General features: G+C 50.2%; 26 protein-coding genes, 1 rRNA gene, 1 pseudogene and 1 other annotated feature. Of the genes and pseudogenes, 14 read left to right on the forward strand and 14 right to left on the reverse strand.

The genetic code is table 11. The features are described from left to right. The 4 genes from A1SC_RS11530 to rluD form a co-directional block, all read right to left on the reverse strand. Positions 1-1,285, reverse strand: a 16S ribosomal RNA gene (locus tag A1SC_RS11530); the annotation flags it as partial. A 442-nt stretch (positions 1,286-1,727) separates the two neighbouring features. Next, positions 1,728-4,301, reverse strand: coding sequence for an ATP-dependent chaperone ClpB (gene clpB, locus A1SC_RS11525; protein WP_001516905.1), 2,574 nt, complete (start codon positions 4,299-4,301; stop codon positions 1,728-1,730). A gap of 129 nt (positions 4,302-4,430) precedes the next feature. Further along, positions 4,431-5,162: a purine nucleoside phosphorylase YfiH gene (gene yfiH, locus A1SC_RS11520; RefSeq protein ID WP_000040161.1), complete on the reverse strand. Its 732-nt coding sequence runs from the start codon at positions 5,160-5,162 to the stop codon at positions 4,431-4,433. After that, positions 5,159-6,139: a 23S rRNA pseudouridine(1911/1915/1917) synthase RluD gene (gene rluD / locus A1SC_RS11515; protein ID WP_000079112.1), complete on the reverse strand. Its 981-nt coding sequence runs from the start codon at positions 6,137-6,139 to the stop codon at positions 5,159-5,161. The genes yfiH and rluD overlap by 4 nt, the downstream gene beginning before the upstream one ends. A 134-nt stretch (positions 6,140-6,273) precedes the next feature. On the opposite strand from rluD, the gene bamD reads away from it, so the two are divergent. From bamD to pheA, 5 genes are all read left to right on the forward strand, one after another. Further along, positions 6,274-7,011, forward strand: a complete 738-nt coding sequence (gene bamD, locus A1SC_RS11510) for an outer membrane protein assembly factor BamD (protein ID WP_000197680.1) — start codon at positions 6,274-6,276, stop codon at positions 7,009-7,011. 121 nt (positions 7,012-7,132) lie between these two features. Beyond that, positions 7,133-8,461, forward strand: a complete 1,329-nt coding sequence (locus tag A1SC_RS11505; RefSeq protein WP_016262445.1) for an IS4-like element IS4 family transposase — start codon at positions 7,133-7,135, stop codon at positions 8,459-8,461. Between the two features lie 260 nt (positions 8,462-8,721). Next, entirely contained in the window at positions 8,722-9,063 is a 342-nt protein-coding gene (gene raiA / locus A1SC_RS11500) for a ribosome-associated translation inhibitor RaiA (RefSeq protein ID WP_000178461.1), read from the forward strand. Between the two features lie 102 nt (positions 9,064-9,165). Beyond that, positions 9,166-9,291, forward strand: a sequence feature (Phe leader region). Further along, positions 9,167-9,214: a pheA operon leader peptide PheL gene (gene pheL / locus A1SC_RS25160; protein WP_101958059.1), complete on the forward strand. Its 48-nt coding sequence runs from the start codon at positions 9,167-9,169 to the stop codon at positions 9,212-9,214. Its footprint overlaps the feature before it by 48 nt. 22 nt (positions 9,292-9,313) lie before the next feature. Further along, the gene (gene pheA / locus A1SC_RS11495; protein ID WP_016262446.1) at positions 9,314-10,474 is read left to right on the forward strand and encodes a bifunctional chorismate mutase/prephenate dehydratase; all 1,161 of its coding nucleotides are present in this window, start codon (positions 9,314-9,316) and stop codon (positions 10,472-10,474) included. 44 nt (positions 10,475-10,518) lie between these two features. On the opposite strand, the gene tyrA is transcribed toward pheA, so the two are convergent. Further along, the gene (gene tyrA / locus A1SC_RS11490; protein ID WP_000225243.1) at positions 10,519-11,640 is read right to left on the reverse strand and encodes a bifunctional chorismate mutase/prephenate dehydrogenase; all 1,122 of its coding nucleotides are present in this window, start codon (positions 11,638-11,640) and stop codon (positions 10,519-10,521) included. A 10-nt stretch (positions 11,641-11,650) separates the two neighbouring features. Then, positions 11,651-12,721, reverse strand: coding sequence for a 3-deoxy-7-phosphoheptulonate synthase AroF (gene aroF, locus A1SC_RS11485; RefSeq protein WP_001168033.1), 1,071 nt, complete (start codon positions 12,719-12,721; stop codon positions 11,651-11,653). A 208-nt stretch (positions 12,722-12,929) separates the two neighbouring features. Between aroF and A1SC_RS11480 the strand changes: the two genes are divergently transcribed. The 4 genes and pseudogenes from A1SC_RS11480 (at position 12,930) to A1SC_RS11470 (ending at position 15,680) form a co-directional block, all read left to right on the forward strand. Beyond that, on the forward strand, positions 12,930-13,295 hold the full coding sequence (locus A1SC_RS11480) for a DUF2799 domain-containing protein (protein WP_000976009.1): 366 nt from the start codon (positions 12,930-12,932) through the stop codon (positions 13,293-13,295). 152 nt (positions 13,296-13,447) lie between these two features. Then, complete coding sequence (locus A1SC_RS11475) at positions 13,448-13,966, forward strand: regulatory sequestration protein YfiR (protein ID WP_016249098.1); 519 nt, start codon at positions 13,448-13,450, stop codon at positions 13,964-13,966. Next, a pseudogene (gene dgcN / locus A1SC_RS0121975) lies at positions 13,956-15,182 on the forward strand (diguanylate cyclase DgcN). The gene A1SC_RS11475 and the pseudogene dgcN overlap by 11 nt, the downstream one beginning before the upstream one ends. Before the next feature lie 15 nt (positions 15,183-15,197). Next, the gene (locus A1SC_RS11470) at positions 15,198-15,680 is read left to right on the forward strand and encodes an OmpA family protein (RefSeq protein ID WP_000595358.1); all 483 of its coding nucleotides are present in this window, start codon (positions 15,198-15,200) and stop codon (positions 15,678-15,680) included. A 76-nt stretch (positions 15,681-15,756) separates the two neighbouring features. Here the strand turns inward: A1SC_RS11470 and rplS are convergent, their stop codons facing one another. The 5 genes from rplS to ffh form a co-directional block, all read right to left on the reverse strand. Beyond that, entirely contained in the window at positions 15,757-16,104 is a 348-nt protein-coding gene (rplS, locus tag A1SC_RS11465; RefSeq protein WP_000065253.1) for a 50S ribosomal protein L19, read from the reverse strand. Positions 16,105-16,145: 41 nt separating this feature from the next. Continuing rightward, complete coding sequence (gene trmD, locus A1SC_RS11460) at positions 16,146-16,913, reverse strand: tRNA (guanosine(37)-N1)-methyltransferase TrmD (RefSeq protein ID WP_000264785.1); 768 nt, start codon at positions 16,911-16,913, stop codon at positions 16,146-16,148. Positions 16,914-16,943: 30 nt separating this feature from the next. Beyond that, positions 16,944-17,492: a ribosome maturation factor RimM gene (gene rimM / locus A1SC_RS11455; protein WP_000043335.1), complete on the reverse strand. Its 549-nt coding sequence runs from the start codon at positions 17,490-17,492 to the stop codon at positions 16,944-16,946. Positions 17,493-17,510: 18 nt separating this feature from the next. Continuing rightward, positions 17,511-17,759: a 30S ribosomal protein S16 gene (rpsP, locus tag A1SC_RS11450; protein WP_001371138.1), complete on the reverse strand. Its 249-nt coding sequence runs from the start codon at positions 17,757-17,759 to the stop codon at positions 17,511-17,513. Positions 17,760-17,895: 136 nt separating this feature from the next. Beyond that, entirely contained in the window at positions 17,896-19,257 is a 1,362-nt protein-coding gene (gene ffh / locus A1SC_RS11445; RefSeq protein ID WP_000460036.1) for a signal recognition particle protein, read from the reverse strand. Positions 19,258-19,423: 166 nt separating this feature from the next. Between ffh and A1SC_RS11440 the strand changes: the two genes are divergently transcribed. Both A1SC_RS11440 and A1SC_RS11435 read left to right on the forward strand, forming a co-directional pair. After that, positions 19,424-20,215 carry a cytochrome C assembly family protein gene (locus A1SC_RS11440; RefSeq protein ID WP_010376639.1) on the forward strand — a complete coding sequence of 264 codons (792 nt, stop codon included), beginning with the start codon at positions 19,424-19,426 and terminating at the stop codon, positions 20,213-20,215. Positions 20,216-20,234: 19 nt separating this feature from the next. Further along, positions 20,235-21,521: an HlyC/CorC family transporter gene (locus A1SC_RS11435; protein WP_010723175.1), complete on the forward strand. Its 1,287-nt coding sequence runs from the start codon at positions 20,235-20,237 to the stop codon at positions 21,519-21,521. A gap of 60 nt (positions 21,522-21,581) precedes the next feature. Here the strand turns inward: A1SC_RS11435 and grpE are convergent, their stop codons facing one another. Beyond that, positions 21,582-22,175 (reverse strand): nucleotide exchange factor GrpE, encoded by a 594-nt coding sequence (grpE, locus tag A1SC_RS11430; protein ID WP_001366580.1) that lies wholly within the window; start codon positions 22,173-22,175, stop codon positions 21,582-21,584. Positions 22,176-22,297: 122 nt separating this feature from the next. Here grpE and nadK point away from each other — a divergent pair, with 122 nt between their 5' ends. From nadK to bamE, 3 genes are all read left to right on the forward strand, one after another. Continuing rightward, complete coding sequence (gene nadK, locus A1SC_RS11425) at positions 22,298-23,176, forward strand: NAD(+) kinase (RefSeq protein ID WP_001059172.1); 879 nt, start codon at positions 22,298-22,300, stop codon at positions 23,174-23,176. Positions 23,177-23,261: 85 nt separating this feature from the next. Further along, on the forward strand, positions 23,262-24,923 hold the full coding sequence (gene recN, locus A1SC_RS11420) for a DNA repair protein RecN (protein WP_001516912.1): 1,662 nt from the start codon (positions 23,262-23,264) through the stop codon (positions 24,921-24,923). 148 nt (positions 24,924-25,071) lie between these two features. Continuing rightward, positions 25,072-25,416, forward strand: coding sequence for an outer membrane protein assembly factor BamE (bamE, locus tag A1SC_RS11415; RefSeq protein WP_001203438.1), 345 nt, complete (start codon positions 25,072-25,074; stop codon positions 25,414-25,416). A gap of 56 nt (positions 25,417-25,472) precedes the next feature. Here the strand turns inward: bamE and A1SC_RS11410 are convergent, their stop codons facing one another. Both A1SC_RS11410 and ratA read right to left on the reverse strand, forming a co-directional pair. After that, complete coding sequence (locus A1SC_RS11410) at positions 25,473-25,763, reverse strand: RnfH family protein (protein ID WP_001117829.1); 291 nt, start codon at positions 25,761-25,763, stop codon at positions 25,473-25,475. Further along, positions 25,753-26,190, reverse strand: coding sequence for a type II toxin-antitoxin system toxin RatA (ratA, locus tag A1SC_RS11405; protein WP_010376629.1), 438 nt, complete (start codon positions 26,188-26,190; stop codon positions 25,753-25,755). Before ratA ends, A1SC_RS11410 begins: the two co-directional genes overlap by 11 nt. Positions 26,191-26,259: the final 69 nt, after the last annotated feature.

Raw genomic sequence — 26,259 nt, forward strand, 5'->3', positions numbered from 1 at the left:
TGAGGTCCGCTTGCTCTCGCGAGGTCGCTTCTCTTTGTATGCGCCATTGTAGCACGTGTGTAGCCCTGGTCGTAAGGGCCATGATGACTTGACGTCATCCCCACCTTCCTCCAGTTTATCACTGGCAGTCTCCTTTGAGTTCCCGGCCGGACCGCTGGCAACAAAGGATAAGGGTTGCGCTCGTTGCGGGACTTAACCCAACATTTCACAACACGAGCTGACGACAGCCATGCAGCACCTGTCTCACAGTTCCCGAAGGCACCATCCCATCTCTGGAATGTTCTGTGGATGTCAAGACCAGGTAAGGTTCTTCGCGTTGCATCGAATTAAACCACATGCTCCACCGCTTGTGCGGGCCCCCGTCAATTCATTTGAGTTTTAACCTTGCGGCCGTACTCCCCAGGCGGTCGACTTAACGCGTTAGCTCCGGAAGCCACGCCTCAAGGGCACAACCTCCAAGTCGACATCGTTTACGGCGTGGACTACCAGGGTATCTAATCCTGTTTGCTCCCCACGCTTTCGCACCTGAGCGTCAGTCTTCGTCCAGGGGGCCGCCTTCGCCACCGGTATTCCTCCAGATCTCTACGCATTTCACCGCTACACCTGGAATTCTACCCCCCTCTACGAGACTCAAGCTTGCCAGTATCAGATGCAGTTCCCAGGTTGAGCCCGGGGATTTCACATCTGACTTAACAAACCGCCTGCGTGCGCTTTACGCCCAGTAATTCCGATTAACGCTTGCACCCTCCGTATTACCGCGGCTGCTGGCACGGAGTTAGCCGGTGCTTCTTCTGCGGGTAACGTCAATGAGCAAAGGTATTAACTTTACTCCCTTCCTCCCCGCTGAAAGTACTTTACAACCCGAAGGCCTTCTTCATACACGCGGCATGGCTGCATCAGGCTTGCGCCCATTGTGCAATATTCCCCACTGCTGCCTCCCGTAGGAGTCTGGACCGTGTCTCAGTTCCAGTGTGGCTGGTCATCCTCTCAGACCAGCTAGAGATCGTCGCCTAGGTGGGCCGTTACCCCGCCTACTAGCTAATCCCATCTGGGCACATCCGATGGCAAGAGGCCCGAAGGTCCCCCTCTTTGGTCTTGCGACGTTATGCGGTATTAGCTACCGTTTCCAGTAGTTATCCCCCTCCATCGGGCAGTTTCCCAGACATTACTCACCCGTCCGCCACTCGTCAGCAAAGAAGCAAGCTTCTTTCTGTTACCGTTCGACTTGCATGTGTTAGGCCTGCCGCCAGCGTTCAATCTGAGCCATGATCAAACTCTTCAATTTAAAAGTTTGATGCTCAAAGAATTAAACTTCGTAATGAATTACGTGTTCACTCTTGAGACTTGGTATTCATTTAGCGTCTTGCGACGTTAAGAATCCGTATCTTCGAGTGCCCACACAGATTGTCTGATAAATTGTTAAAGAGCAGTGCCGCTTCGCTTTTTCTCAGCGGCGCGGGGTGTGCATAATACACTTTCCCGCTACAGAGTCAAGCATTTTTTCGCTTTTCTCTGTCGAAGTTCTCAGGAGAACCCCGCTGACCCGGCGGCTTATTTGCCGTTGTTCCGTGTCAGTGGTGGCGCATTATAGGGAGTTATTCCGGCCTGACAAGCGAAAAATATAAAAACTTTATCGTTCGCTCAATTTTCAGGCAAAACACCCCGAGCATGGTCTTTTCCGTCTAACTTATAGACAGAAACGAGCCCCGAAGGACTCGTTTTATCATTTACTGGACGGCGACAATGCGGTCTTCATTAACTTCCAGGCGAATGACTTTGCCAGGAACCAATTCACCAGACAGTATTTGCTGCGCCAGCGGGTTTTCGATCTGTTGCTGGATAGCACGTTTCAGAGGACGTGCACCATAAACCGGATCGTAACCATTCTCGCTCAGCAGTTTCAGTGCCTCGTCAGAAATGTGGATTTCATAACCACGTTCTTCCAGACGTTTGTACAGACGTTTCAACTGGATCTGGGCAATCGAAGCGATATGTTGTTCACCCAACGGGTGGAAGACCACAACTTCATCAATACGGTTTATGAATTCCGGACGGAAGTTATGGCTAACCACGCCGAGCACCAGCTCTTTCATGCGCGCATAATCCAGTTCACCGAAACGTTCCTGGATCAGATCGGAGCCGAGGTTAGAGGTCATAATGACCACCGTATTACGGAAATCGACCGTTCTCCCCTGCCCATCAGTCAGACGTCCGTCATCCAGAACCTGCAACAGAATGTTGAATACATCCGGATGCGCTTTTTCCACTTCATCCAGCAGAATGACGGAATAAGGACGACGACGCACCGCTTCAGTCAGGTAGCCACCTTCTTCATAACCCACATATCCCGGAGGTGCACCAACCAGACGAGACACCGAGTGTTTCTCCATAAACTCGGACATATCGATACGAACCATCGCCTCGTCACTGTCGAACATAAAATTCGCCAGCGCCTTACAGAGTTCGGTTTTACCTACACCCGTTGGACCGAGGAACAAGAACGAACCAATCGGGCGATTAGGATCCGCAAGCCCCGCACGGCTACGACGAATGGCGTTAGATACCGCATCAACGGCTTCGTTTTGGCCAATAACACGATGGTGCAGTTCTTGCTCCATACGCAGCAGTTTTTCGCGCTCACTTTCCATCATGCGAGAAACAGGAATGCCCGTCCAACGCGCCAACACTTCAGCAATTTCTGCGTCAGTCACTTTATTACGCAACAGACGCATGGTTTTGCCTTCGAGCTGTGTAGCCGCTTCCAGTTGTTTTTCGAGCTCCGGAATTTTGCCGTATTGCAGTTCGGACATCCGCGCCAGATCACCTACACGGCGCGCCTGTTCAATGGCGATTTTCGCCTGTTCCAGTTCGGCTTTAATGGTCTGGGTGCCAGAGAGTGACGCTTTCTCTGCTTTCCACTCCTCTTCTAACTCAGAGTACTGGCGTTCTTTGTCACTCAGTTCTTCATTGAGCATATCCAGACGTTTTTTACTGGCTTCATCAGACTCTTTCATTAACGCCTGTTGTTCCAGCTTAAGCTGGATAATTCGACGATCGAGTCGGTCAAGCTCTTCCGGTTTTGAGTCAATCTGCATACGGATACTGGATGCCGCTTCATCGATCAGGTCGATGGCTTTATCTGGCAACTGACGGTCAGCAATGTAGCGATGAGACAACGTCGCCGCTGCAACAATTGCCGGGTCAGTAATTTGCACATGGTGGTGCAGCTCGTAACGTTCTTTCAGGCCACGCAGAATAGCAATGGTGTCTTCCACCGTTGGCTCGGCAACAAACACTTTCTGGAAACGACGTTCCAGCGCCGCATCTTTTTCAATGTACTGGCGATATTCATCAAGGGTGGTCGCGCCCACGCAGTGCAGTTCACCACGGGCCAGTGCCGGTTTCAGCATATTCCCGGCGTCCATTGCGCCATCGGCTTTACCTGCGCCCACCATGGTGTGCAGCTCATCGATAAACAGAATGACGTTGCCTTCCTGTTTCGACAGATCGTTCAGCACGCCTTTCAGACGTTCTTCAAACTCACCACGATATTTCGCCCCAGCCACCAGCGCGCCCATATCCAGCGCCAGTACGCGGCGGCCTTTCAGCCCTTCCGGTACTTCGCCATTGATAATACGCTGCGCCAAACCTTCAACGATGGCGGTTTTACCGACACCAGGTTCACCGATCAGTACCGGGTTATTTTTAGTACGGCGTTGCAGTACCTGAATGGTACGACGAATTTCTTCATCACGACCAATTACCGGATCGAGTTTACCTTGTTCGGCACGTTCGGTAAGGTCAATGGTATATTTTTTCAAAGCCTGACGTTGGTCTTCGGCTCCTTGATCATTCACGCTTTCACCTCCACGCATTTGTTCAATCGCTTGAGTAATGTTGGCGGTGGTCGCCCCTGCTGCTTTCAGGATGTCGGCCAGCGTGCCGCGAGACTCAAGTGCCGCCAGAACAAACAGTTCTGACGAGATAAAGTTATCACCACGTTTTTGCGCCAGCTTGTCGCAAAGATTAAGAACGCGCACCAGATCCTGTGAAGGCTGGACATCGCCCCCTGTACCTTCAACCTGCGGTAAACGATTTAATGCCTGATTGATATCTGTGCGCAATTGGCCAGCATTAATGCCAGCGGATGTTAATAAAGGACTAACCGAACCCCCTTCCTGATTCAGCAGGGCGCTCATTAAATGAAGTGGTTCGATGAATTGGTTGTCGTGCCCGAGTGCAAGTGATTGGGCATCGGCAAGAGCAAGCTGGAATTTGTTAGTAAGACGATCCAGACGCATAACTCCTCCCATAACGGATCAAAGTTGCTACTGGAGATTAAATGAGGTCATCCCTCAATTATTCAAGGTTATTGACCAGATTAATGTGAAAAGAAAATCACGCGTACCGGATCGTCTTGATTCTTTAGGTTATATCAGCCAAATGAAACTTGCCATACGACCCGTGCACTTGTCGCGACGATAAGAGAAGAAAGTCTCATTTTCAGTGTATGTACAGCGATTACCACCGAAAATTTGTTCAACACCGACGTTCGCCAGACGCTGCCGGGCAAGCAGATAAATATCCGCCAGATATTTATCACCACGCTGAATGAAAGCCTCGCTCGCTTTGGCATCTACTGCCATAAATGCCTCGCGAACCTCCGGCCCCACTTCAAAGGCGCGCGGACCAATTGCAGGTCCCAGCCAGGCAAGAATGTTTTCTGGCTTATCAGCAAAACAAGAAACTGTCTCCTCCAGCACACCAGCGCAAAGTCCACGCCAGCCAGCATGAGCAGCGGCGACTTCCGTTCCCGCACGGTTGCAAAACAGCACAGGCAGGCAGTCGGCAGTCATCACAGCGCAAACCGTGCCAGGTGTGTTGCTATAAGATGCATCCGCCCGTTTAGAGGCATAAGGTTCGCCAGTAAGCCTTAGAACATCTTTCCCATGTACCTGCTCAAGCCACACCGGTTTTGAAGGCAAATTGCCCGCAGCAAAAAGTCGCCTGCGATTCTCCTCAACGTGTTCCGGGTTATCACCACAATGGGCCCCCAGATTGAGAGAATCGTAAGGCGGTAAGCTAACGCCGCCAATACGGGTAGAGCTACAGGCCGCAACACCTTTTGGCAACGGCCACTGCGGGACAATCAACTTACTCATAACCAGTCCACTTCATCCTTATGCTCTTCGAAATCGGCGCGCATCACCTCAATCAGTTCAACCATATCTTGTGGGATAGGCGCGTGCCATTCCATTTCGATACCGGAAATCGGGTGATAGAGACGTAGCATCGTTGCGTGAAGCGCCTGACGATCAAACTTACGCAGCGTGGAGATAAACGCTTCCGACGCCCCCTTCGGCGGACGCGGGCGACCACCATAAACCGGATCACCCACCAGCGGATGAGTGATATGCGCCATATGCACGCGGATCTGATGCGTACGTCCTGTTTCGAGACGCAACCGCAGACGCGTGTGCACACGGAAGTGTTCCATGATGCGATAGTGAGTGACCGCTGGTTTGCCCATCGGATGCACCGCCATATGGGTGCGTTTGGTGGGATGGCGGCTGATTGGCTCGTCCACCGTGCCACCCGCAGTCATATGACCAATCGCTACGGCTTCGTACTCACGGGTAATTTCACGCCGTTGCAGAGACTCCACCAAACGCGTCTGAGCTGGAACCGTTTTTGCCACAACCATCAAACCCGTCGTGTCTTTATCCAGACGATGGACAATGCCCGCACGCGGAACATCTGCAATTGGCGGATAGTAATGAAGCAACGCATTCAACACCGTGCCATCAGGGTTACCCGCGCCAGGATGTACAACCAGGTCGCGCGGTTTATTAATAACAATGATGTCTTCATCTTCATAGACGATATCCAGTGGGATATCCTGCGGTTCAAAACGCGCTTCTTCTTCAATTTCGGCGTTGATGGCAACCTGCTCGCCACCCAATACTTTTTCTTTCGGCTTATCACAAACTTTGCCGTTAACCAGCACGCGCTGGTCGAGGATCCATTCTTTTATCCGCGAACGTGAATAATCCGGGAACATTTCGGCCAAAGCTTGATCTAAGCGTTGACCGAGTTGGTTTTCGGACACTGTTGCAGTGAGTTGTACTCGTTGTGCCATATATACTGCTTCTTCGTTTATCGTTGGGGTTTTACGGCTTTGCCGTTTAATATAGTGTGCTATTGTAGCTGGTCTTAACCGGGAGCAGGAACAGAGAATCTCCCGTAATACATTTTGAGGAAAGTCAAAACGTCATGACGCGCATGAAATATCTGGTGGCAGCCGCCACATTAAGCCTGTTTTTGGCGGGTTGCTCGGGTTCAAAGGAAGAAGTACCTGATAATCCGCCAAATGAAATTTACGCGACTGCACAACAAAAGCTGCAGGACGGTAACTGGAGACAGGCAATAACGCAACTGGAAGCGTTAGATAATCGCTATCCGTTTGGTCCGTATTCACAGCAGGTGCAGTTGGATCTCATCTACGCCTATTATAAAAACGCCGATCTGCCGTTAGCACAGGCTGCCATCGATCGTTTTATTCGCCTGAACCCGACCCATCCGAATATCGATTATGTCATGTATATGCGTGGCCTGACCAATATGGCACTGGATGACAGTGCGCTACAAGGATTCTTTGGCGTTGACCGTAGCGATCGCGATCCTCAACATGCTCGAGCTGCGTTTAGTGACTTTTCCAAATTAGTTCGCGGCTATCCGAACAGTCAGTACACCACCGATGCCACCAAACGTCTGGTGTTCCTGAAAGATCGCCTGGCGAAATATGAATACTCTGTTGCCGAGTACTATACAGAACGCGGCGCATGGGTTGCTGTCGTTAACCGTGTAGAAGGCATGCTGCGCGATTTCCCGGATACTCAGGCTACACGTGATGCTCTGCCACTAATGGAAAATGCTTACCGTCAGATGCAGATGAATGCACAAGCTGAAAAAGTCGCGAAAATCATCGCCGCAAACAGCAGCAATACATAACAGAATTCTGAAACACAAAACGGCAGCCCTTGAGCTCTAATGCCGATCAGTTAAGGATCAGTTGACCGATCCAGTGGCTGTGTAAGAATCCGGAAACGCTCACTCGTTTCCGGATTTTTTTATGCTCATTGGACAGGCACTTGATTTGGTATCCCGTTACGATTCTCTGCGTAACCCACTGACTTCTCTGGGGGATTACCTCGACCCCGAACTCATCTCTCGTTGCCTTGCCGAATCAGGTACTGTAACGCTACGCAAGCGCCGTCTTCCCCTCGAAATGATGGTCTGGTGTATTGTTGGCATGGCGCTTGAGCGTAAAGAACCTCTTCACCAGATTGTGAATCGCCTGGACATCATGCTACCGGGCAATCGCCCCTTCGTTGCCCCCAGTGCCGCTATTCAGGCCCGCCAGCGCCTGGGAAGTGAGGCTGTCCGCCGCGTGTTCACGAAAACAGCGCAGCTCTGGCATAACGCCACGCCGCATCCGCACTGGTGCGGCCTGACCCTGCTGGCCATCGATGGTGTGTTCTGGCGCACACCGGATACACCAGAGAACGATGCAGCCTTCCCCCGCCAGACACATGCCGGGAACCCGGCGCTCTACCCGCAGGTCAAAATGGTCTGCCAGATGGAACTGACCAGCCATCTGCTGACGGCTGCAGCCTTCGGCACGATGAAGAACAGCGAAAATGAGCTTGCTGAGCAACTTATAGAACAAACCGGCGATAACACCCTGACGTTAATGGATAAAGGTTATTACTCACTGGGACTGTTAAATGCCTGGAGCCAGGCGGGAGAACACCGCCACTGGATGATCCCTCTCAGAAAGGGAGCGCAATATGAAGAGATCAGAAAACTGGGTAAAGGCGATCATCTGGTGAAGCTGAAAACCAGCCCGCAGGCACGAAAAAAGTGGCCGGGACTGGGAAATGAGGTGACAGCCCGCCTGCTGACCGTGACGCGCAAAGGAAAAGTCTGCCATCTGCTGACGTCGATGACGGACGCCATGCGCTTCCCCGGAGGAGAAATGGCGGAGCTGTACAGTCATCGCTGGGAAATCGAACTGGGATACAGGGAGATAAAACAGACGATGCAACTGAGCAGGCTGACGCTGAGAAGTAAAAAGCCGGAGCTTGTGGAGCAAGAGCTGTGGGGTGTCTTACTGGCTTATAATCTGGTGAGATATCAGATGATTAAAATGGCGGAACATCTGAAAGGTTACTGGCCGAATCAACTGAGTTTCTCAGAATCATGCGGAATGGTGATGAGAATGCTGATGACATTGCAGGGCGCTTCACCGGGACGTATACCGGAGCTGATGCGCGATCTTGCAAGTATGGGACAACTAGTGAAATTACCGACAAGAAGGGAAAGGGCCTTCCCGAGAGTGGTAAAGGAGAGGCCCTGGAAATACCCCACAGCCCCGAAAAAGAGCCAGTCAGTTGCTTAACTGACTGGCATTACAGCCCTTGAGCTGCCGTTTTTTTATTCTGTAACGCGTGTAACTGAAGCGATTTAGTCGCGATCGATCTCATCAAATATGGCTCGCTTTGAGACATTCCTCAAGTAAAAAAACACTTCTTCCTGCGATTTCTCACAAAAAAACTTCGTTGACAAAAAGTGACAAAATTATGAGATTTCCATCACACATTTTGACATCAGGAACGGTATGCTGAATTCACCAAGACGGGAAGACAAGAGGTAAAATTTATGACAATGAACATTACCAGTAAACAAATGGAAATTACTCCGGCCATCCGCCAACATGTCGAAGACCGTCTCGCCAAACTGGAAAAATGGCAAACACATCTGATTAATCCACATATCATTCTGTCCAAAGAGCCACAAGGGTTCGTTGCTGACGCCACTATCAATACACCTAACGGCGTTCTTGTTGCCAGTGGTAAACATGAAGATATGTACACCGCAATTAACGAATTGATCAACAAGCTGGAACGGCAGCTCAATAAACTGCAGCACAAAGGCGAAGCACGTCGTGCCGCAACATCGGTGAAAGACGCCAACTTTGTCGAAGAAGTTGAAGAAGAGTAGTCCTTTATATTGAGTGTATCGCCAACGCGCCTTCGGGCGCGTTTTTTGTTGACAGCGTGAAAACAGTGCGGGTACTGTACTGAAGTCGCTTAAGGAAACAAATATGAAACACACTCTGTTCTTCTTCGCATTCTTTTTTACCTTCCCCTGAATGGGAGGCGTTTCGTCGTGTGAAACAGAATGCGAAGACGAACAATAAGGCCTCCCAAACCGGGGGGCCTTTTTTATTGATAACAAAAAAGGCAACACTATGACATCGGAAAACCCGTTACTGGCGCTGCGTGAGAAAATCAGCTCGCTGGATGAAAAATTACTGGCGCTACTGGCAGAGCGGCGCGAACTTGCTGTCGAGGTGGGAAAAGCCAAACTGCTCTCTCATCGCCCGGTACGTGATATCGATCGTGAACGCGATTTACTGGAAAAACTGATTACACTCGGTAAAACGCACCATCTGGATGCGCACTACATTACCCGTCTGTTCCAGCTTATCATTGAAGATTCCGTATTGACCCAGCAGGCACTGCTCCAGCAGCATCTCAATAAAATTAATCCGCACTCTGCCCGCATTGCTTTTCTTGGCCCGAAAGGTTCCTACTCACACCTTGCCGCCCGTCAGTATGCTGCCCGTCACTTCGAGCAATTTATTGAAAGTGGTTGTGCCAAATTTGCTGATATTTTTAATCAGGTGGAAACAGGTCAGGCCGACTATGCCGTCGTACCGATTGAAAATACCAGCTCCGGTGCCATTAACGATGTCTACGATCTGCTGCAACATACCAGCTTATCGATTGTTGGCGAGATGACGCTGACCATTGACCACTGCCTGCTGGTTTCTGGTACTACAGATTTATCCACCATCAACACGGTCTACAGCCATCCGCAGCCATTCCAGCAATGCAGTAAATTCCTTAATCGCTATCCGCACTGGAAGATTGAATATACCGAAAGTACGTCCGCGGCGATGGAAAAGGTTGCACAGGCAAAATCACCGCATGTTGCTGCATTGGGGAGCGAGGCAGGCGGCACTTTGTACGGCTTACAGGTGTTGGAGCGCATTGAGGCAAATCAGCGACAAAACTTCACCCGATTTGTCGTGCTGGCGCGTAAAGCCATTAACGTTTCAGACCAGGTTCCGGCAAAAACCACGCTGTTAATGGCCACCGGACAACAAGCCGGTGCACTGGTTGAAGCACTGCTGGTGCTGCGCAATCATAATCTGATCATGACCCGTCTGGAATCACGTCCGATTCACGGTAATCCGTGGGAAGAGATGTTTTATCTGGATATTCAGGCCAACCTTGAATCAGCAGAAATGCAAAAAGCATTGAAAGAGTTAGGTGAAATCACCCGTTCGATGAAGGTGTTGGGCTGTTACCCAAGCGAGAATGTGGTGCCTGTCGATCCTGCATGATGAAGCCGTGCCGGATGTGATACGTATCACCCGGCACAAAATTATTACTGCCGGTTGTCGTTTGCCTGACGCAATAACACACGGCTTTCACTCTGGAAGCGTTGCGCGTAATCACCGAACCAGTGCTCAACCTTGCGGAAACTGTCAATAAACGCCTGCTTATCGCCCTGCTCCAGCAACTCAATCGCCTCGCCAAAACGTTTATAGTAACGTTTGATCAGCGCCAGATTACGTTCTGACGACATGATGATGTCGGCATAAAGCTGCGGATCCTGGGCAAACAGTCGCCCGACCATCGCCAGTTCAAGGCGATAAATGGGCGAAGAGAGCGCCAGAAGTTGCTCAAGCTGAACATTTTCTTCTGCCAGATGCAGGCCATAAGCAAAAGTAGCAAAGTGGCGCAACGCCTGGATAAACGCCATATTCTGATCGTGCTCCACGGCGCTAATGCGATGTAACCGTGCGCCCCAGACCTGAATTTGCTCCAGAAACCATTGATACGCTTCCGGCTGGCGGCCATCACACCAGACAACGACCTGTTTCGCCAGGCTACCGCTGTCCGGGCCGAACATCGGGTGTAGCCCCAGCACCGGACCATCATGCGCCGCCAGCATGGCCTGCAACGGTCCATTTTTCACCGATGCCAGATCAACCAGAATACAGTCTTGCGGTAAACGCGGCAATTTTCCTATGACCTGCTCAGTAACATGAATCGGCACACTAACAATCACCATTCCGGCATCGGCAACAATCTCAGCCGCACGTTCCCAATCATGTTGTTCAAGGATCCGCACCTGATAACCCGAGAGTGTCAGCATCTTCTCGAACAATCGCCCCATCTGACCGCCACCGCCGACGATAACCACCGGGCGCAACGTAGGACAAAGCGTTTTAAAGCCTTTGTCGTTCTCGCTGGAGTAAGATTCACGCATCACCCGACGCAGGATGTCTTCAATGAGATCCGGCGGCACTCCGAGAGCTTCAGCCTCGGCGCGCCGCGAGGCCAGCATGGATGCCTCACGCTCCGGAACATAAATAGGCAACCCAAAACGGCTCTTCACCTCTCCGACTTCGGCAACCAGTTCCAGACGCTTCGCTAATAAATTCAGCAGCTCTTTATCGACTTCATCAATTTGATCGCGTAATGCGGTCAACTCAGCAACCATAATAAACCTCTTAAGCCACGCGTGCCGTCAACTGTCCGTTGAGATCATGATGAATCTCACGCAGCAAGGCATCTGTCATTTCCCAGCTAATGCAGGCATCGGTAACGGATACACCGTATTTCATTGCGCTGCGCGGTTGCTCGGAAGACTGATTGCCTTCGTGGATATTACTTTCGATCATCAGACCAATAATTGAGCGATTGCCATCTTTGATTTGGGCAACCACGGACTCTGCTACCGCAGGTTGGCGGCGATAATCTTTATTGGAATTACCGTGGCTGCAATCTACCATTAGTGAGGGACGCAGTCCCGCCTGTTCCATCTCTTTTTCACATTGCGCAATATCCGCAGGGCTATAATTCGGTGCTTTGCCGCCGCGCAGGATCACATGTCCGTCCGGATTACCTTGCGTTTGTAGCAACGCAACCTGCCCTGCCTGGTTAATACCGACAAAACGGTGTGGCTGGGCGGCAGCTCGCATGGCGTTAATTGCCGTTGCCAGACTGCCATCGGTGCCGTTTTTAAAACCAACCGGCATAGACAGGCCAGATGCCATTTCACGGTGTGTTTGCGATTCTGTGGTGCGAGCACCAATTGCAGACCAGCTAAACAGATCACCAAGATATTGCGGGCTGTTTGGATCTAACGCCTCCGTCGCCAACGGCAGCCCCATGTTCACCAGTTCAAGCAGCAACTTACGCGCAATTTGCAGCCCGGCTTCTACGTCAAAAGAGCCATCCATATGCGGATCGTTAATTAACCCTTTCCAGCCGACAGTAGTACGGGGTTTTTCAAAATAGACGCGCATCACCAGATAGAGGTTATCGCTAACCTCTTCGGCAAGAGCTTTAAATCGACGAGCATATTCCAGAGCCGTTTCAGGATCATGAATGGAACAAGGACCACACACTACCAGCAGACGAGGATCGCGCCCGGCGATAATATCTGAAATGGTTTTACGCGAATCGGCAATCTTGGCTTCTTGTTGCAGGCTTAATGGAAAAGCGGCCTTCAATTGTTCCGGGGTCATCAGAACCTGTTCATCGGTAATGTGTACGTTATTCAGCGCGTCTTTTTGCATGATGGTGATCCTGTTTATGCTCGTTTGCGATAGTTGATCCTCAGCGAGGATGACGTAACGATAACATAACAAGTAAAGATTTCAATCCAAATTTCGTAAATAATAGTTTACACATGCAGTTTTAATGCTTCTTAGACAATTAATTTCGTAAAAACAAATTTACACCACTATCAAAAACAATCCGCTATGCTTTGAAAAAGGAGAAAAAATGATGAAAAAATTTATCGGTCCCCTGTTGGCCTTAGTGATTAGCGGTTGCCAGATTGATCCTTATACTCACGCGCCAACCTTGACCAGTACCGACTGGTATGACGTTGGTATGGAAGATGCTATATCAGGCGTTGCCATAAAAGACGACGATACATTTAACGATTCACCAACAGATCGGGTGGTATACCTTAAAGGATATGCCGAAGGACAAAAGAAAACCTGCCAGCCTGATTTTACTTACGCCAGAGGGCTATCTGGTAAAAGCTTTCCCGCCAGTTGTGACACGGTGGAAAATGCCAGTCAACTGCATGAAGTATGGCAAAAAGGAGCCGATGAAAATGCCAGCACGATACGATTGAATTAATTTAAACCTCATCAATAAATTAATCATAAGATTTAACTTATTTGAATTTTAATTCTCGTTTTGATGACGAGTGCATAAAATAATGATATTTTAATGAGCATCCTAAAGAAAATTTTCGATGCGTTTCGAGCAACGGTGGTGAGGATCCCTGAATGCGCTTTTCTCACCGACCGATCTTACTACTGCTCTTTCTCCTGGCAGGATCGCCATTACTCGCTCAGGGTGCTTCTGACGTTACAAAAAATGTACGTTTGATGGTTTCCGGTATCGTCAGCTACACTCGCTGGCCTGCATTGACTGGCCCACCAAGGCTATGTATTTTTTCATCTTCACGTTTTAGCGCAGCCCTACAAGAGAACAACGCAACTTCTTTGCCTTATCTCCCCATCATCATTAACTCTAAACAAGAGGCACTGATTTCAAGCTGCGATGGCTTTTATTTTGGCAACGAGTCACCGACATTCCAGATAGAATTAATCGATGAATATCCGTCTAAGGCGTTATTATTAATAGCCGAACAAAATACCGAGTGCATTATTGGCAGCGCCTTTTGCCTGATCATCAACAATAATAATGTCAGATTTGCCGTAAACCTGGATGCCTTATCGCGTAGTGGTGTAAAGGTCAACCCGGATGTCTTAATGCTCGCACGGAAGAAAAATGATGGGTAACGATAATTCTCTTAATAAGCGCCCCACGTTTAAAAGAGCATTACGCAATATCAGCATGACCAGCGTATTTATCACTATGACGCTGATCTGGCTGCTGCTTTCCGTGACATCGGTGCTGACCCTGAAACAATACGCGCAAAAAAACCTGGCACTCACCGCAGCGACAATGACTTACAGTCTGGAAGCTGCTGTCGTTTTTGCCGATGGTCCGGCAGCCACAGAAACGTTAGCCGCGCTGGGTCAGCAGGGCCAATTTTCAACCGCAGAAGTGCGAGATAACCAGCAAAACATTCTGGCATCCTGGCATTACACCAGTAAGGCTCCGGGCGAGACATTCAGTAATTTCATTAGCCACTGGCTCTTCCCCGCTCCCGTCATTCAGCCGATTCGCCATAATGGCAAAATCATTGGAGAAGTACAGTTAACCGCTCGCGACAACTCAATCAGTCATTTTATCTGGTTATCGCTGGCTGTTCTGACGGGTTGCATTCTGCTGGCATCAGGCATTGCAATCACCCTTACCCGCCATTTGCATAACGGACTGGTGGAAGCGCTAAAAAACATCACTGACGTCGTTCATGATGTGCGCTCCAACCGCAATTTTTCCCGCCGTGTTTCGGAAGAACGAATCGCAGAATTTCACCGCTTTGCTCTCGACTTCAATAGCTTGCTGGATGAAATGGAAGAGTGGCAGCTCCGTTTGCAGGCAAAAAATGCCCAGCTTCTACGTACCGCGCTACATGATCCATTAACCGGGCTGGCGAACCGCGCTGCATTCCGCAACTGCATCAATACGTTAATGAGTGATTCTGCTGCACGAGAAACCTCAGCTTTACTTTTTCTTGATGGCGATAATTTCAAATATATCAATGACACATGAGGGCACGCGACGGGCGATCAGGTCTTGATCGAGATAGCCATACGGTTAATGGAATTTAGCGGAAAACGACATCAGTCATACCGCATAGGAGGCGACGAGTTCGCCATAGTTCTGTCTGGCGTACTGTCAGAATATGAAGTGCAGCGCATCTGTGCAGATCTCACACAAACCTTTCATCGCCCATTCAATCTCCATAACGGTCATCAGACCAGCATGACCTTAAGTATTGGATACGCCCTGACTCGTGAACACGATTCTGCCGAAAAATTACAAGAGCTGGCCGATCGTAATATGTATCAGGCCAAGCACCAGCGCGCCGAAACGCGGGTGAAATAACAAGGAAATATCTACATGATAAAGCAACTGGTAGCACCTCTGGTTTTCTCTTCTCTGATACTGGCAGGTTGCCAGGCTCCACAAGGCAAGTTTACCCCAGAGCAAGTCGCTGCTATGCAGTCTTATGGTTTTACTGAATCCGCCGGTGACTGGTCACTTGGCTTATCAGACACGATTCTGTTTGCTAAAAATGACTACAAACTACTTCCGGAAAGTCAGCAACAGATCCAAACCATGGCGGCGAAACTGGCTTCTACCGGGCTAACACATGCCCGTATGGATGGTCATACCGATAACTACGGTGAAGATAGCTACAATGAAGCCTTATCACTGAAGAGAGCGAATGTCGTCGCAGATGCCTGGGCTGAAGGTGGGCAAATTCCTCGCAGCAATCTATCTACTCAAGGCTTAGGGAAAAAATACCCCATCGCCAGCAACCAGACATCTCAGGGTCGGGCCGAGAACCGCCGCGTCGCTGTGGTGATAAGTGCGCCTTAAACTCAATTTCAGTAGATAAAAAAAGGGCCAGCCAATTGGCCAGCCCTTCTTAACAGGATGTCGCTTAAGCGAAATCTTAGTTAAGACGCTCTTTGATACGAGCAGCCTTACCAGTACGCTCACGCAGGTAGTACAGTTTAGCTTTACGAACAGCACCACGACGTTTGACAGAAATGCTGTCAACTACCGGAGAGTGAGTCTGGAAGACACGCTCAACGCCTTCGCCGTTGGAAATTTTACGAACAGTGAATGCAGAGTGCAGACCGCGGTTACGAATAGCGATAACCACGCCCTCGAATGCCTGCAGACGTTTTTTGGAACCTTCAACAACCCATACTTTCACTTCCACGGTATCACCCGGACGGAAGGAAGGTACGTCCTGCTTCATCTGCTCTTGTTCAAGTTGCTTAATAATGTTGCTCATAATTTAATCTCTTATCCTGGGTAAACTGATATCTCGGGGGCTTACGCCATCCCATCATGTTTATGTTGCTGTTGCGCGTGTTCGGTTTTGAACTCCGCCAGCAACCTTGCTTGCTCTTCAGTCAGAGCCAGGTTTTCCAGAAGTTCAGGTCTTCTAAGCCAGGTACGGCCCAGCGACTGTTTCAAACGCCAGCGACGTATCTCGGCATGGTTGCCCGACAGTAACACTGACGGAACTTCCATCCCTTCTAACACCTCAGGCCGCGTATAGTGCGGGCAATCCAGCAATCCTTCAGCAAAGGAATCTTCCGTTGCTGAGGCTTCATGTCCCAGTACCCCCGGAATAAACCGGGAGACAGAGTCAATCAACGTCATTGCTGGTAACTCACCACCACTCAGAACGTAATCCCCGATTGACCATTCTTCGTCAATTTCGGTTTGGATCACGCGCTCATCTATACCTTCGTAGCGACCGCACACCAGAATCAATTTTTGATTCGTTGCCAGTTCGCTGACGCCTGCTTGATCAAGCTTGCGCCCCTGCGGTGACAGATAGATCACCTTAGCGCCTTCACCCGCCGCGCTTTTTGCTGCATGAATGGCATCCCGTAAAGGTTGCACCATCATTAACATCCCCGGTCCGCCGCCGTAAGGACGATCGTCCACGGTACGGTGCCGGTCATGCGTGAAGTCACGAGGACTCCAGCTCTGGATGCTCAGCAGGCCATTTTTAACTGCCCGGCCAGTTACCCCGTAATCGGTAATTGCGCGGAACATTTCAGGAAACAGGCTAATTATGCCAATCCACATAGCGCCGTCTTTTACCGTTTATCCGGTGGTTTAAAAACCAGGATCCCAATCTACTTCGATTGAACGAGTAGTGAGATCGACTTTCTTGATAACCTGCCCATCGAGGAACGGTACGAGACGTTCCTTGATACCAAACGCATCTTTCAGGTTTGCCTTAATGACGAGAACGTCATTAGATCCGGTTTCCATCATGTCGACGACTTTACCGAGATCGTAGCCTTCAGTGGTCACTACCTGGCAGCCCATCAGGTCTTTCCAGTAGTAGTCACCCTCTTCAAGCTGAGGCAACTGCGAAGAATCTACGACAATTTCACAATTCGTCAGCAGGTTCGCCGCATCACGATCGTCAACGCCTTTCAGCTTGATGATCATGTCCTGATTGTGGTGCTTCCAGCTTTCCAACTGGACTTGCTGCCACTGACCCGCCTTCTGGATAAACCAGGGCTGATAGTCAAAAATGCTTTCGGCGTCTTCGGTGGAAGAAAACACTCTGAGCCACCCACGAATACCGTAAGACGAACCCATTTTTCCCAAAACGATGGGATCAACAGGTGCTTGCGCGGTGAGTTGTTTGCTCATCATGACCACCGTGACAGATTAAGCTGCTTTGTTTACTTCTTTGATCAGCGCAGCAACGCGATCAGAAATAGTTGCGCCCTGGCCAACCCAGTGAGCAATGCGATCCAGATCCAGGCGGGCGCCTTCTTCTTTTTCGCTAGCGATTGGGTTGAAGAAACCAACGCGCTCAATGAAGCGACCGTTGCGTGCATTACGGCTGTCAGCGACAACAACCTGGTAGAACGGACGCTTTTTAGCGCCGTGACGTGCTAAACGAATAGTTACCATAACATCCTCTTGTGTGAATAAAACAACCGGACCCCATCGAGGAACGGAGTCCGGTGTCATATTAAAAGCCCGAAAATTTTACTGATTTCTGGAGAAAATGCAATCAACAGTTAATAACTCTGTCGCATAAGGTCATTTAGCGACCAGGAAATCCCGGCGGCATCATCCCTTTCATGCTTCTCATCATCTTCGCCATTCCGCCCTTCTTCATCTTCTTCATCATGCGCTGCATGTCGTCGAACTGCTTCAGAAGACGGTTAACATCCTGTACCTGCATACCGCAACCGGCAGCGATACGACGTTTACGCGAACCTTTGATGATTTCTGGCTTAGCGCGCTCTTTCAGCGTCATCGAGTTGATGATGGCTTCCATACGCACCAGCACTTTATCGTCCATCTGCGACTTCACGTTCTCCGGGATCTGCCCCATACCCGGCAGTTTGCCCATCAGGCTGGCCATGCCGCCCATGTTTTTCATCTGGCGCAACTGTTCAAGGAAATCGTTGAGATCGAAGCCGTCGCCTTTTTTCAGCTTGCTGGCTAATTTCTCAGCCTGCGCGCGGTCAACTTTGCTTTCGATATCTTCGATCAGCGACAGAACATCGCCCATACCGAGAATACGGGAAGCGATGCGGTCCGGATGGAACGGTTCCAGCGCCTCTGTTTTCTCACCAACACCGAGGAATTTGATCGGTTTGCCAGTGATGTGACGAATCGAGAGCGCCGCACCGCCGCGGGCATCGCCGTCTACTTTGGTCAACACTACGCCGGTAAGCGGTAACGCTTCATTGAACGCTTTTGCCGTATTGGCGGCATCCTGACCGGTCATGGCGTCAACCACAAACAAGGTTTCAACCGGGTTAATCGAAGCGTGGACTTGTTTGATCTCGTCCATCATCGCTTCATCAACGTGCAAACGACCGGCAGTATCCACCAGCAACACGTCGTAGAATTTCAGTTTGGCTTCTTTCAGCGCCGCATTAACGATATCGACCGGCTTCTGACCAACATCTGAAGGGAAGAAATCGACGCCTACCTGTTCGGCCAGCGTCTCAAGCTGTTTGATTGCCGCCGGACGATAAACGTCGGCAGAAACCACCAGCACTTTCTTTTTGTGCTTCTCGCGCAGGAACTTACCGAGTTTACCAACGCTGGTTGTTTTACCGGCACCTTGCAGACCCGCCATCAGCACCACCGCAGGCGGTTGCGCAGCCAGGTTCAGGGTCTGGTTCTCTTCGCCCATCGCCGCAACCAGTTCGTTACGGACGATTTTGACGAACTCCTGCCCCGGCGTCAGGCTCTTGTTAACTTCATGACCAACCGCTTTCTCTTTTACGCGATTGATAAACTCACGCACTACCGGCAGAGCGACGTCCGCCTCCAGCAGCGCCATGCGCACTTCGCGCAGCGTATCTTTAACGTTGTCTTCAGTAAGGCGTCCACGGCCACTGATATTGCGCAGCGTGCGCGACAAACGATCGGTTAAATTATCAAACATTGTCTCTCGCCTGGGGTGGAAACGGTTGGCCGCAATCGCGACACATCATCAGTATTTTGCCGCAGTATAACATGAAGGCGTCTTTGTTGTTATGCAACGGTTGGAGCCGCGTTCACCTGACGCTATACTGCTTTTCTTTCTCATTGCTCAAACTGTCGACATTACTATGCCCGTTTTTGCTCTGCTCGCGCTCGTCGCCTACTCTGTCAGTCTCGCACTGATTATTCCCGGTCTGCTGCAAAAAAACGGCGGCTGGCGGCGAATGGCTATTATTTCTGCGGTCATCGCGCTGGTTTGCCACGCTATTGCTCTTGAAGCCCGCATACTGCCCGGCGGTGATAGCGGACAAAACCTTAGCCTGTTGAATGTCGGTTCGTTGGTCAGCCTGATGATCTGTACGGTGATGACCATTGTGGCCTCACGTAACCGTGGCTGGCTGCTGCTGCCGATTGTTTACGCCTTTGCGCTCATCAACCTGGCGCTGGCGACCTTCATGCCCAATGAATACATCACCCACCTGGAAGCAACACCCGGGATGCTGATGCACATTGGCTTATCGCTCTTTTCCTACGCCACGCTGATTATCGCTGCCCTGTACGCGCTGCAACTGGCATGGATTGATTACCAACTGAAGAACAAGAAGTTGGCGTTTAATCAGGAAATGCCTCCACTGATGAGTATTGAACGTAAAATGTTCCACATCACGCAAATTGGTGTGGTGCTATTGACGCTCACTCTCTGTACAGGCCTGTTCTACATGCACAACTTATTTAGCATGGAAAATATCGACAAGGCCGTGCTCTCTATTGTGGCGTGGTTTGTCTATATTGTGCTGCTGTGGGGGCATTATCATGAAGGATGGCGTGGACGCCGCGTTGTCTGGTTTAACGTCGCCGGCGCAGTCATTCTGACACTGGCCTATTTTGGCAGCCGAATTGTCCAGCAGTTAATCAGCTAAACCAGAAAAGGAGCTTCCCCTGGAACATATCTCTACTACCACGTTGATCATAATTTTGATCATCATGGTGGTCATTTCAGCCTATTTTTCCGGCTCCGAAACCGGAATGATGACACTCAACCGCTATCGCCTGCGACATATGGCGAAGCAGGGTAATCGCTCGGCTAAACGGGTCGAAAAATTACTGCGCAAACCTGACCGCCTGATAAGCCTGGTGTTAATCGGCAATAACCTGGTCAATATTCTCGCTTCCGCACTGGGCACCATTGTCGGAATGCGCTTGTACGGTGATGCAGGCGTGGCGATTGCGACCGGCGTGCTGACCTTCGTGGTGCTGGTTTTTGCCGAAGTATTGCCGAAAACCATTGCCGCGCTGTACCCGGAAAAAGTCGCCTATCCGAGTAGTTTTCTGCTGGCTCCGCTGCAAATTTTGATGATGCCACTGGTCTGGCTACTGAACGCCATCACCCGTATGCTGATGCGTATGATGGGTATCAAAACCGATATCGTAGTCAGCGGCTCTTTAAGCAAAGAGGAGTTGCGCACCATTGTGCACGAATCACGCTCACAAATTTCCCGCCGCAATCAGGATATGCTGCTATCGGTGCTCGATCTGGAAAAAATGACCGTTGATGACATCATGGTGCCGCGCAGTGAAATCATCGGCATCGATATCAACGACGACTGGAAATCGATTCTCCGTCAACTCTCCCACTCTCCTCACGGGCGCATCGTGCTGTACCGCGACTCTCTGGACGACGCCATTAGTATGCTGCGAGTACGTGAAGCCTGGCGGCTGATGTCGGAGAAAAAAGAGTTCACTAAAGAAACCATGCTGCGCGCTGCGGACGAAATTTATTTTGTTCCGGAAGGCACGCCGCTCAGTACACAATTAGTTAAATTTCAACGCAATAAAAAGAAAGTTGGTCTGGTCGTCAACGAATACGGAGATATTCAGGGGCTGGTCACAGTTGAAGATATTCTTGAAGAGATTGTCGGTGATTTCACCACGTCGATGTCACCAACGCTTGCCGAAGAGGTCACACCGCAAAACGACGGTTCGGTGATTATCGATGGCACCGCCAACGTGCGAGAAATTAACAAAGCCTTTAACTGGCATCTACCGGAAGATGATGCCCGCACGGTTAATGGCGTTATTCTGGAGGCGCTGGAAGAGATCCCTGTCGCAGGCACCCGCGTGCGTATTGGCGAGTACGATATAGATATCCTCGACGTTCAGGACAATATGATTAAGCAGGTAAAAGTTTTTCCTGTAAAACCGCTACGTGAAAGCGTGGCGGAGTAACGAAAACGGCCCGGCATTCATATGCAGGGCCGTAACTCATTACGAAGGCAGAAATTAAGCTTAAGCTTTCGCTTTCGCGACAGTAACCATCGCCGCACGAATCGTACGACCGTTCAGCGTATAACCCTTCTGCATGATGCCCAGTACGTTACCCGGCGCAACGTCATCAGATTCCACCATTGCGATGGCCTGATGCACGTTTGGATCCAGCGGTACGTTCGTTTCGGCAATGACATCAACGCCAAATTTACGTACTACATCCAGCATCGACTTCAGCGTCAGCTCAATACCTTCAACCATCGCAGACATATCCGGGTTAGCTTTATCAGCCACTTCCAGCGCACGATCCAGACTATCAATCACCGGCAGCAATTCGTTGATGAATTTCTCCAGCGCAAATTTATGCGCTTTTTCGATATCCAGTTCAGTACGACGACGCAGGTTTTCCATTTCCGCTTTTACGCGCAAAATACCGTCCCGTTCACGGGTCTGGGCTTCAGCCAGCTGAGCTTCGAGATTCGCAATTTTTTCATCGCGCGGATCCACCTGCTCAGCAGAAGCTTCTGGCTCAACTGCCTCAATCTCTTCGTGCTGATCCATGATAATTTCTTCCGGGGCTTGCCCCTCAGGCGTTTTCTGTTCTTTACTACTCATGAATTTCTCCGCGTTTTTTTCGCATTCATCTCGCTAACTTGGCTTATTATGGGGATCAGTTTCAGGGTTTCAAGGGAAGCACTCACATTGTCATCAATCTTCACAACAAGGACCTCGGAAAAATGAATAATCATTTCAAGTGTATTGGCATTGTGGGACACCCACGGCACCCTACTGCACTGACAACACATGAAATGCTCTACCGCTGGTTGTGCACAAAAGGTTACGAGGTCATCGTTGAGCAGCAAATCGCTCATGAACTGCAACTGAAGAATGTGAAAACTGGCACACTCGCGGAGATTGGACAACTGGCTGATCTCGCGGTAGTTGTTGGTGGCGACGGTAATATGCTGGGCGCGGCGCGCACGCTCGCCCGCTACGACATTAAAGTCATTGGCATCAACCGTGGCAACCTGGGTTTCCTGACTGACCTTGACCCCGATAACGCCCAACAACAGTTAGCCGATGTGCTGGAGGGCCACTACATCAGCGAAAAACGTTTTTTGCTGGAAGCACAAGTCTGCCAGCAAGATTGCCAGAAGCGCATCAGCACAGCGATTAACGAAGTAGTGCTTCACCCAGGTAAAGTAGCGCATATGATTGAGTTCGAAGTGTATATCGACGAGATCTTTGCGTTTTCTCAGCGCTCCGATGGACTGATTATTTCTACGCCTACAGGTTCTACCGCCTATTCCCTCTCGGCGGGCGGCCCGATTCTGACACCATCACTGGATGCAATTACCCTGGTGCCAATGTTCCCGCATACACTCTCGGCGCGCCCGCTGGTCATTAACAGCAGCAGCACAATTCGCCTGCGCTTTTCGCACCGCCGTAGCGATCTGGAAATTAGCTGCGACAGCCAGATCGCGCTACCGATTCAGGAAGGTGAAGATGTCCTGATTCGTCGTTGTGATTACCATCTGAATCTGATTCATCCAAAAGATTACAGCTATTTCAATACATTAAGCACTAAGCTCGGCTGGTCAAAAAAATTATTTTAATTTTACACCAGCCTCTTTACTGTATATAAAACCAGTTTATACTGTACACAATAACAGTAATGGTTTTTCATACAGGAAAACGACTATGTTGGCACAACTGACCATCAGCAACTTTGCTATTGTTCGTGAGCTTGAGATTGATTTTCACAGCGGTATGACCGTAATAACCGGTGAGACCGGCGCAGGCAAATCTATTGCAATAGATGCGCTCGGCCTTTGTCTCGGTGGTCGCGCTGAAGCCGACATGGTGCGTACCGGCGCTGCTCGCGCAGACCTGTGCGCTCGTTTTTCTCTTAAAGATACGCCAGCGGCTCTGCGCTGGCTGGAAGAAAACCAACTGGAAGATGGCCGCGAATGCCTGCTTCGTCGCGTGATCAGTAGCGATGGCCGCTCCCGTGGTTTCATCAACGGCACGGCCGTTCCTCTGTCACAACTGCGCGAACTGGGTCAGTTGCTCATCCAGATCCACGGTCAGCATGCTCATCAGTTACTCACCAAAGCCGAGCACCAAAAATTCCTGCTTGATGGCTACGCCAATGAAACTTCTCTGCTCCAGGAAATGACCGCTCGTTATCAGTTGTGGCATCAAAGCTGCCGCGACCTGGCGCATCATCAACAGTTAAGTCAGGAACGCGCCGCTCGCGCGGAACTGCTGCAATATCAGTTAAAAGAACTGAACGAATTTAATCCGCAGCCCGGTGAGTTTGAACAAATCGACGAAGAGTACAAGCGTCTGGCTAACAGCGGTCAATTGCTGACTACAAGCCAGAATGCACTAGCATTAATGGCCGACGGCGAAGATGCAAACCTGCAAAGTCAGCTTTATACAGCAAAACAATTGGTTAGCGAACTGATTGGTATGGACAGCAAACTGTCCGGTGTACTTGATATGCTGGAAGAGGCCACAATCCAGATAGCTGAAGCCAGTGACGAATTACGCCACTACTGCGATCGTCTGGATCTCGACCCTAACCGGTTGTTCGAACTTGAACAACGTATCTCAAAACAGATTTCACTGGCACGTAAACACCACGTCAGCCCGGAAGCATTGCCACAATATTATCAATCACTGCTGGAAGAACAACAGCAACTCGACGATCAGGCCGACTCGCAAGAAACTCTCGCGCTGGCCGTAACTAAACACCATCAGCAGGCGCTGGAAACGGCACGCGCGTTACACCAACAACGCCAGCACTATGCAGCAGAACTTGCGCACCTGATCACCGACAGTATGCACGCACTCTCCATGCCGCATGGGCAATTTACGATTGATGTGAAATTTGATGAGCATCACCTGAGCGCTGACGGTGCCGACCGCATTGAGTTTCGGGTTACCACCAACCCTGGTCAGCCAATGCAGCCTATCGCCAAAGTCGCATCCGGTGGTGAATTGTCGCGTATCGCCCTGGCGATTCAGGTTATTACAGCGCGTAAAATGGAAACGCCAGCGCTCATTTTCGATGAAGTGGATGTGGGGATCAGCGGCCCGACTGCAGCAGTCGTCGGCAAACTGCTACGTCAGCTTGGCGAATCAACCCAGGTAATGTGTGTTACCCACCTGCCACAAGTCGCAGGATGCGGTCATCAACACTATTTTGTCAGCAAAGAAACAGATGGCGCGATGACAGAAACACATATGCAATCACTGGATAAAAAGGCGCGGTTACAGGAGTTGGCGCGCTTACTTGGTGGTAGCGAAGTTACCCGCAACACCCTGGCGAACGCGAAAGAACTGCTTGCGGCGTAAACTTTTTTACTGCTTCACGGTCAGAGTAGACAGCAAAACGCCGTAAGACCCGACAGCAAAAGGTTTTAAAGTGACGAAAGGTCTATTATCATCGGCATATTACAGATGAGCCACGTACTGCTCGGGCCCGAAAAGGAATCAAATCACTATGCGCTGTAAAACGCTGACTGCTGCCGCAGCAGTACTATTGATGTTGACCGCAGGCTGTTCCACTCTGGAGCGGGTGGTTTACCGTCCTGACATCAACCAGGGGAACTATCTGACCGCTAACGACGTATCCAAAATACGCGTTGGCATGACGCAACAACAAGTTGCGTACGCATTGGGTACACCGCTGATGTCCGATCCATTTGGTACGAATACCTGGTTCTATGTCTTCCGCCAACAACCAGGTCATGAAGGTGTAACGCAGCAAACGCTGACGCTGACCTTTAACAGCAGCGGTGTGTTGACCAATATTGATAACAAACCCGCACTGAGTGGCAACGAATAAAATTTGCTGTTTATAGCGATCAAAAAGGTGCTCGCTGAGCACCTTTTTTCTGCCTGCTATTTATTCGCTGACTTCTCTGCCCGCTGCCTGCGAAGCTCTTTCGGATCGGCAATCAATGGTCGATAAATCTCTACACGATCGCCATCGCGCACGATATCACTCAGTTTTGCCGGACGACTGTAAATGCCGACTTTATTTTTAGTTAAATCGATATCTGTACGCAATTCCAGCAAACCGCTGGCGCGAATCGCCTCTTCAACCGTCGCTCCCTCCTGCAACATCACACGTTGCAGGTACTGCTTCTCTGGTAACGCGTAAGCTACCTCAACGGCAATTTTACCTGGCACTATAAACCTCTTTTGCTCGCACAGTGAAAGCCTGCACCATATTAGTCGCCAGCTCTTTAAACACGCGACCAAAGGCGAGTTCAATCAGCTTATTAGTAAACTCAAAATCGAGATGAAACTCGATACGGCACGCCTCCTGGCTCAGCGGCGTAAACTTCCAACCGCCGATCAACTTCTTGAACGGCCCATCAACCAGATTCATGAGGATACTTTGGTTACTGGTCAACTGATTCCGGGTAGTAAACGTTTTGCTGATCCCAGCCTTAGAGACATCTACCGCAGCGGTCATCTGCCCAGGAGTGGACTCCAGAATCCGACTTCCGGTACAACCCGGCAAAAACTGAGGATAAGACTGAACGTCATTCACTAACTGATACATTTGCTCCGCGCTGTAGGGTACGAGTGCGGTCCGGCTAATTTGAGGCATAACAAATTCCATCAACAAAAAACCAACAAATAATATCATTTATCCTGCTGTAAAAAAAACGCTATCCCG

The organism is Escherichia sp. KTE52 (assembly GCF_000408325.1).
GTDB classification, from domain to species: domain Bacteria; phylum Pseudomonadota; class Gammaproteobacteria; order Enterobacterales; family Enterobacteriaceae; genus Escherichia; species Escherichia marmotae.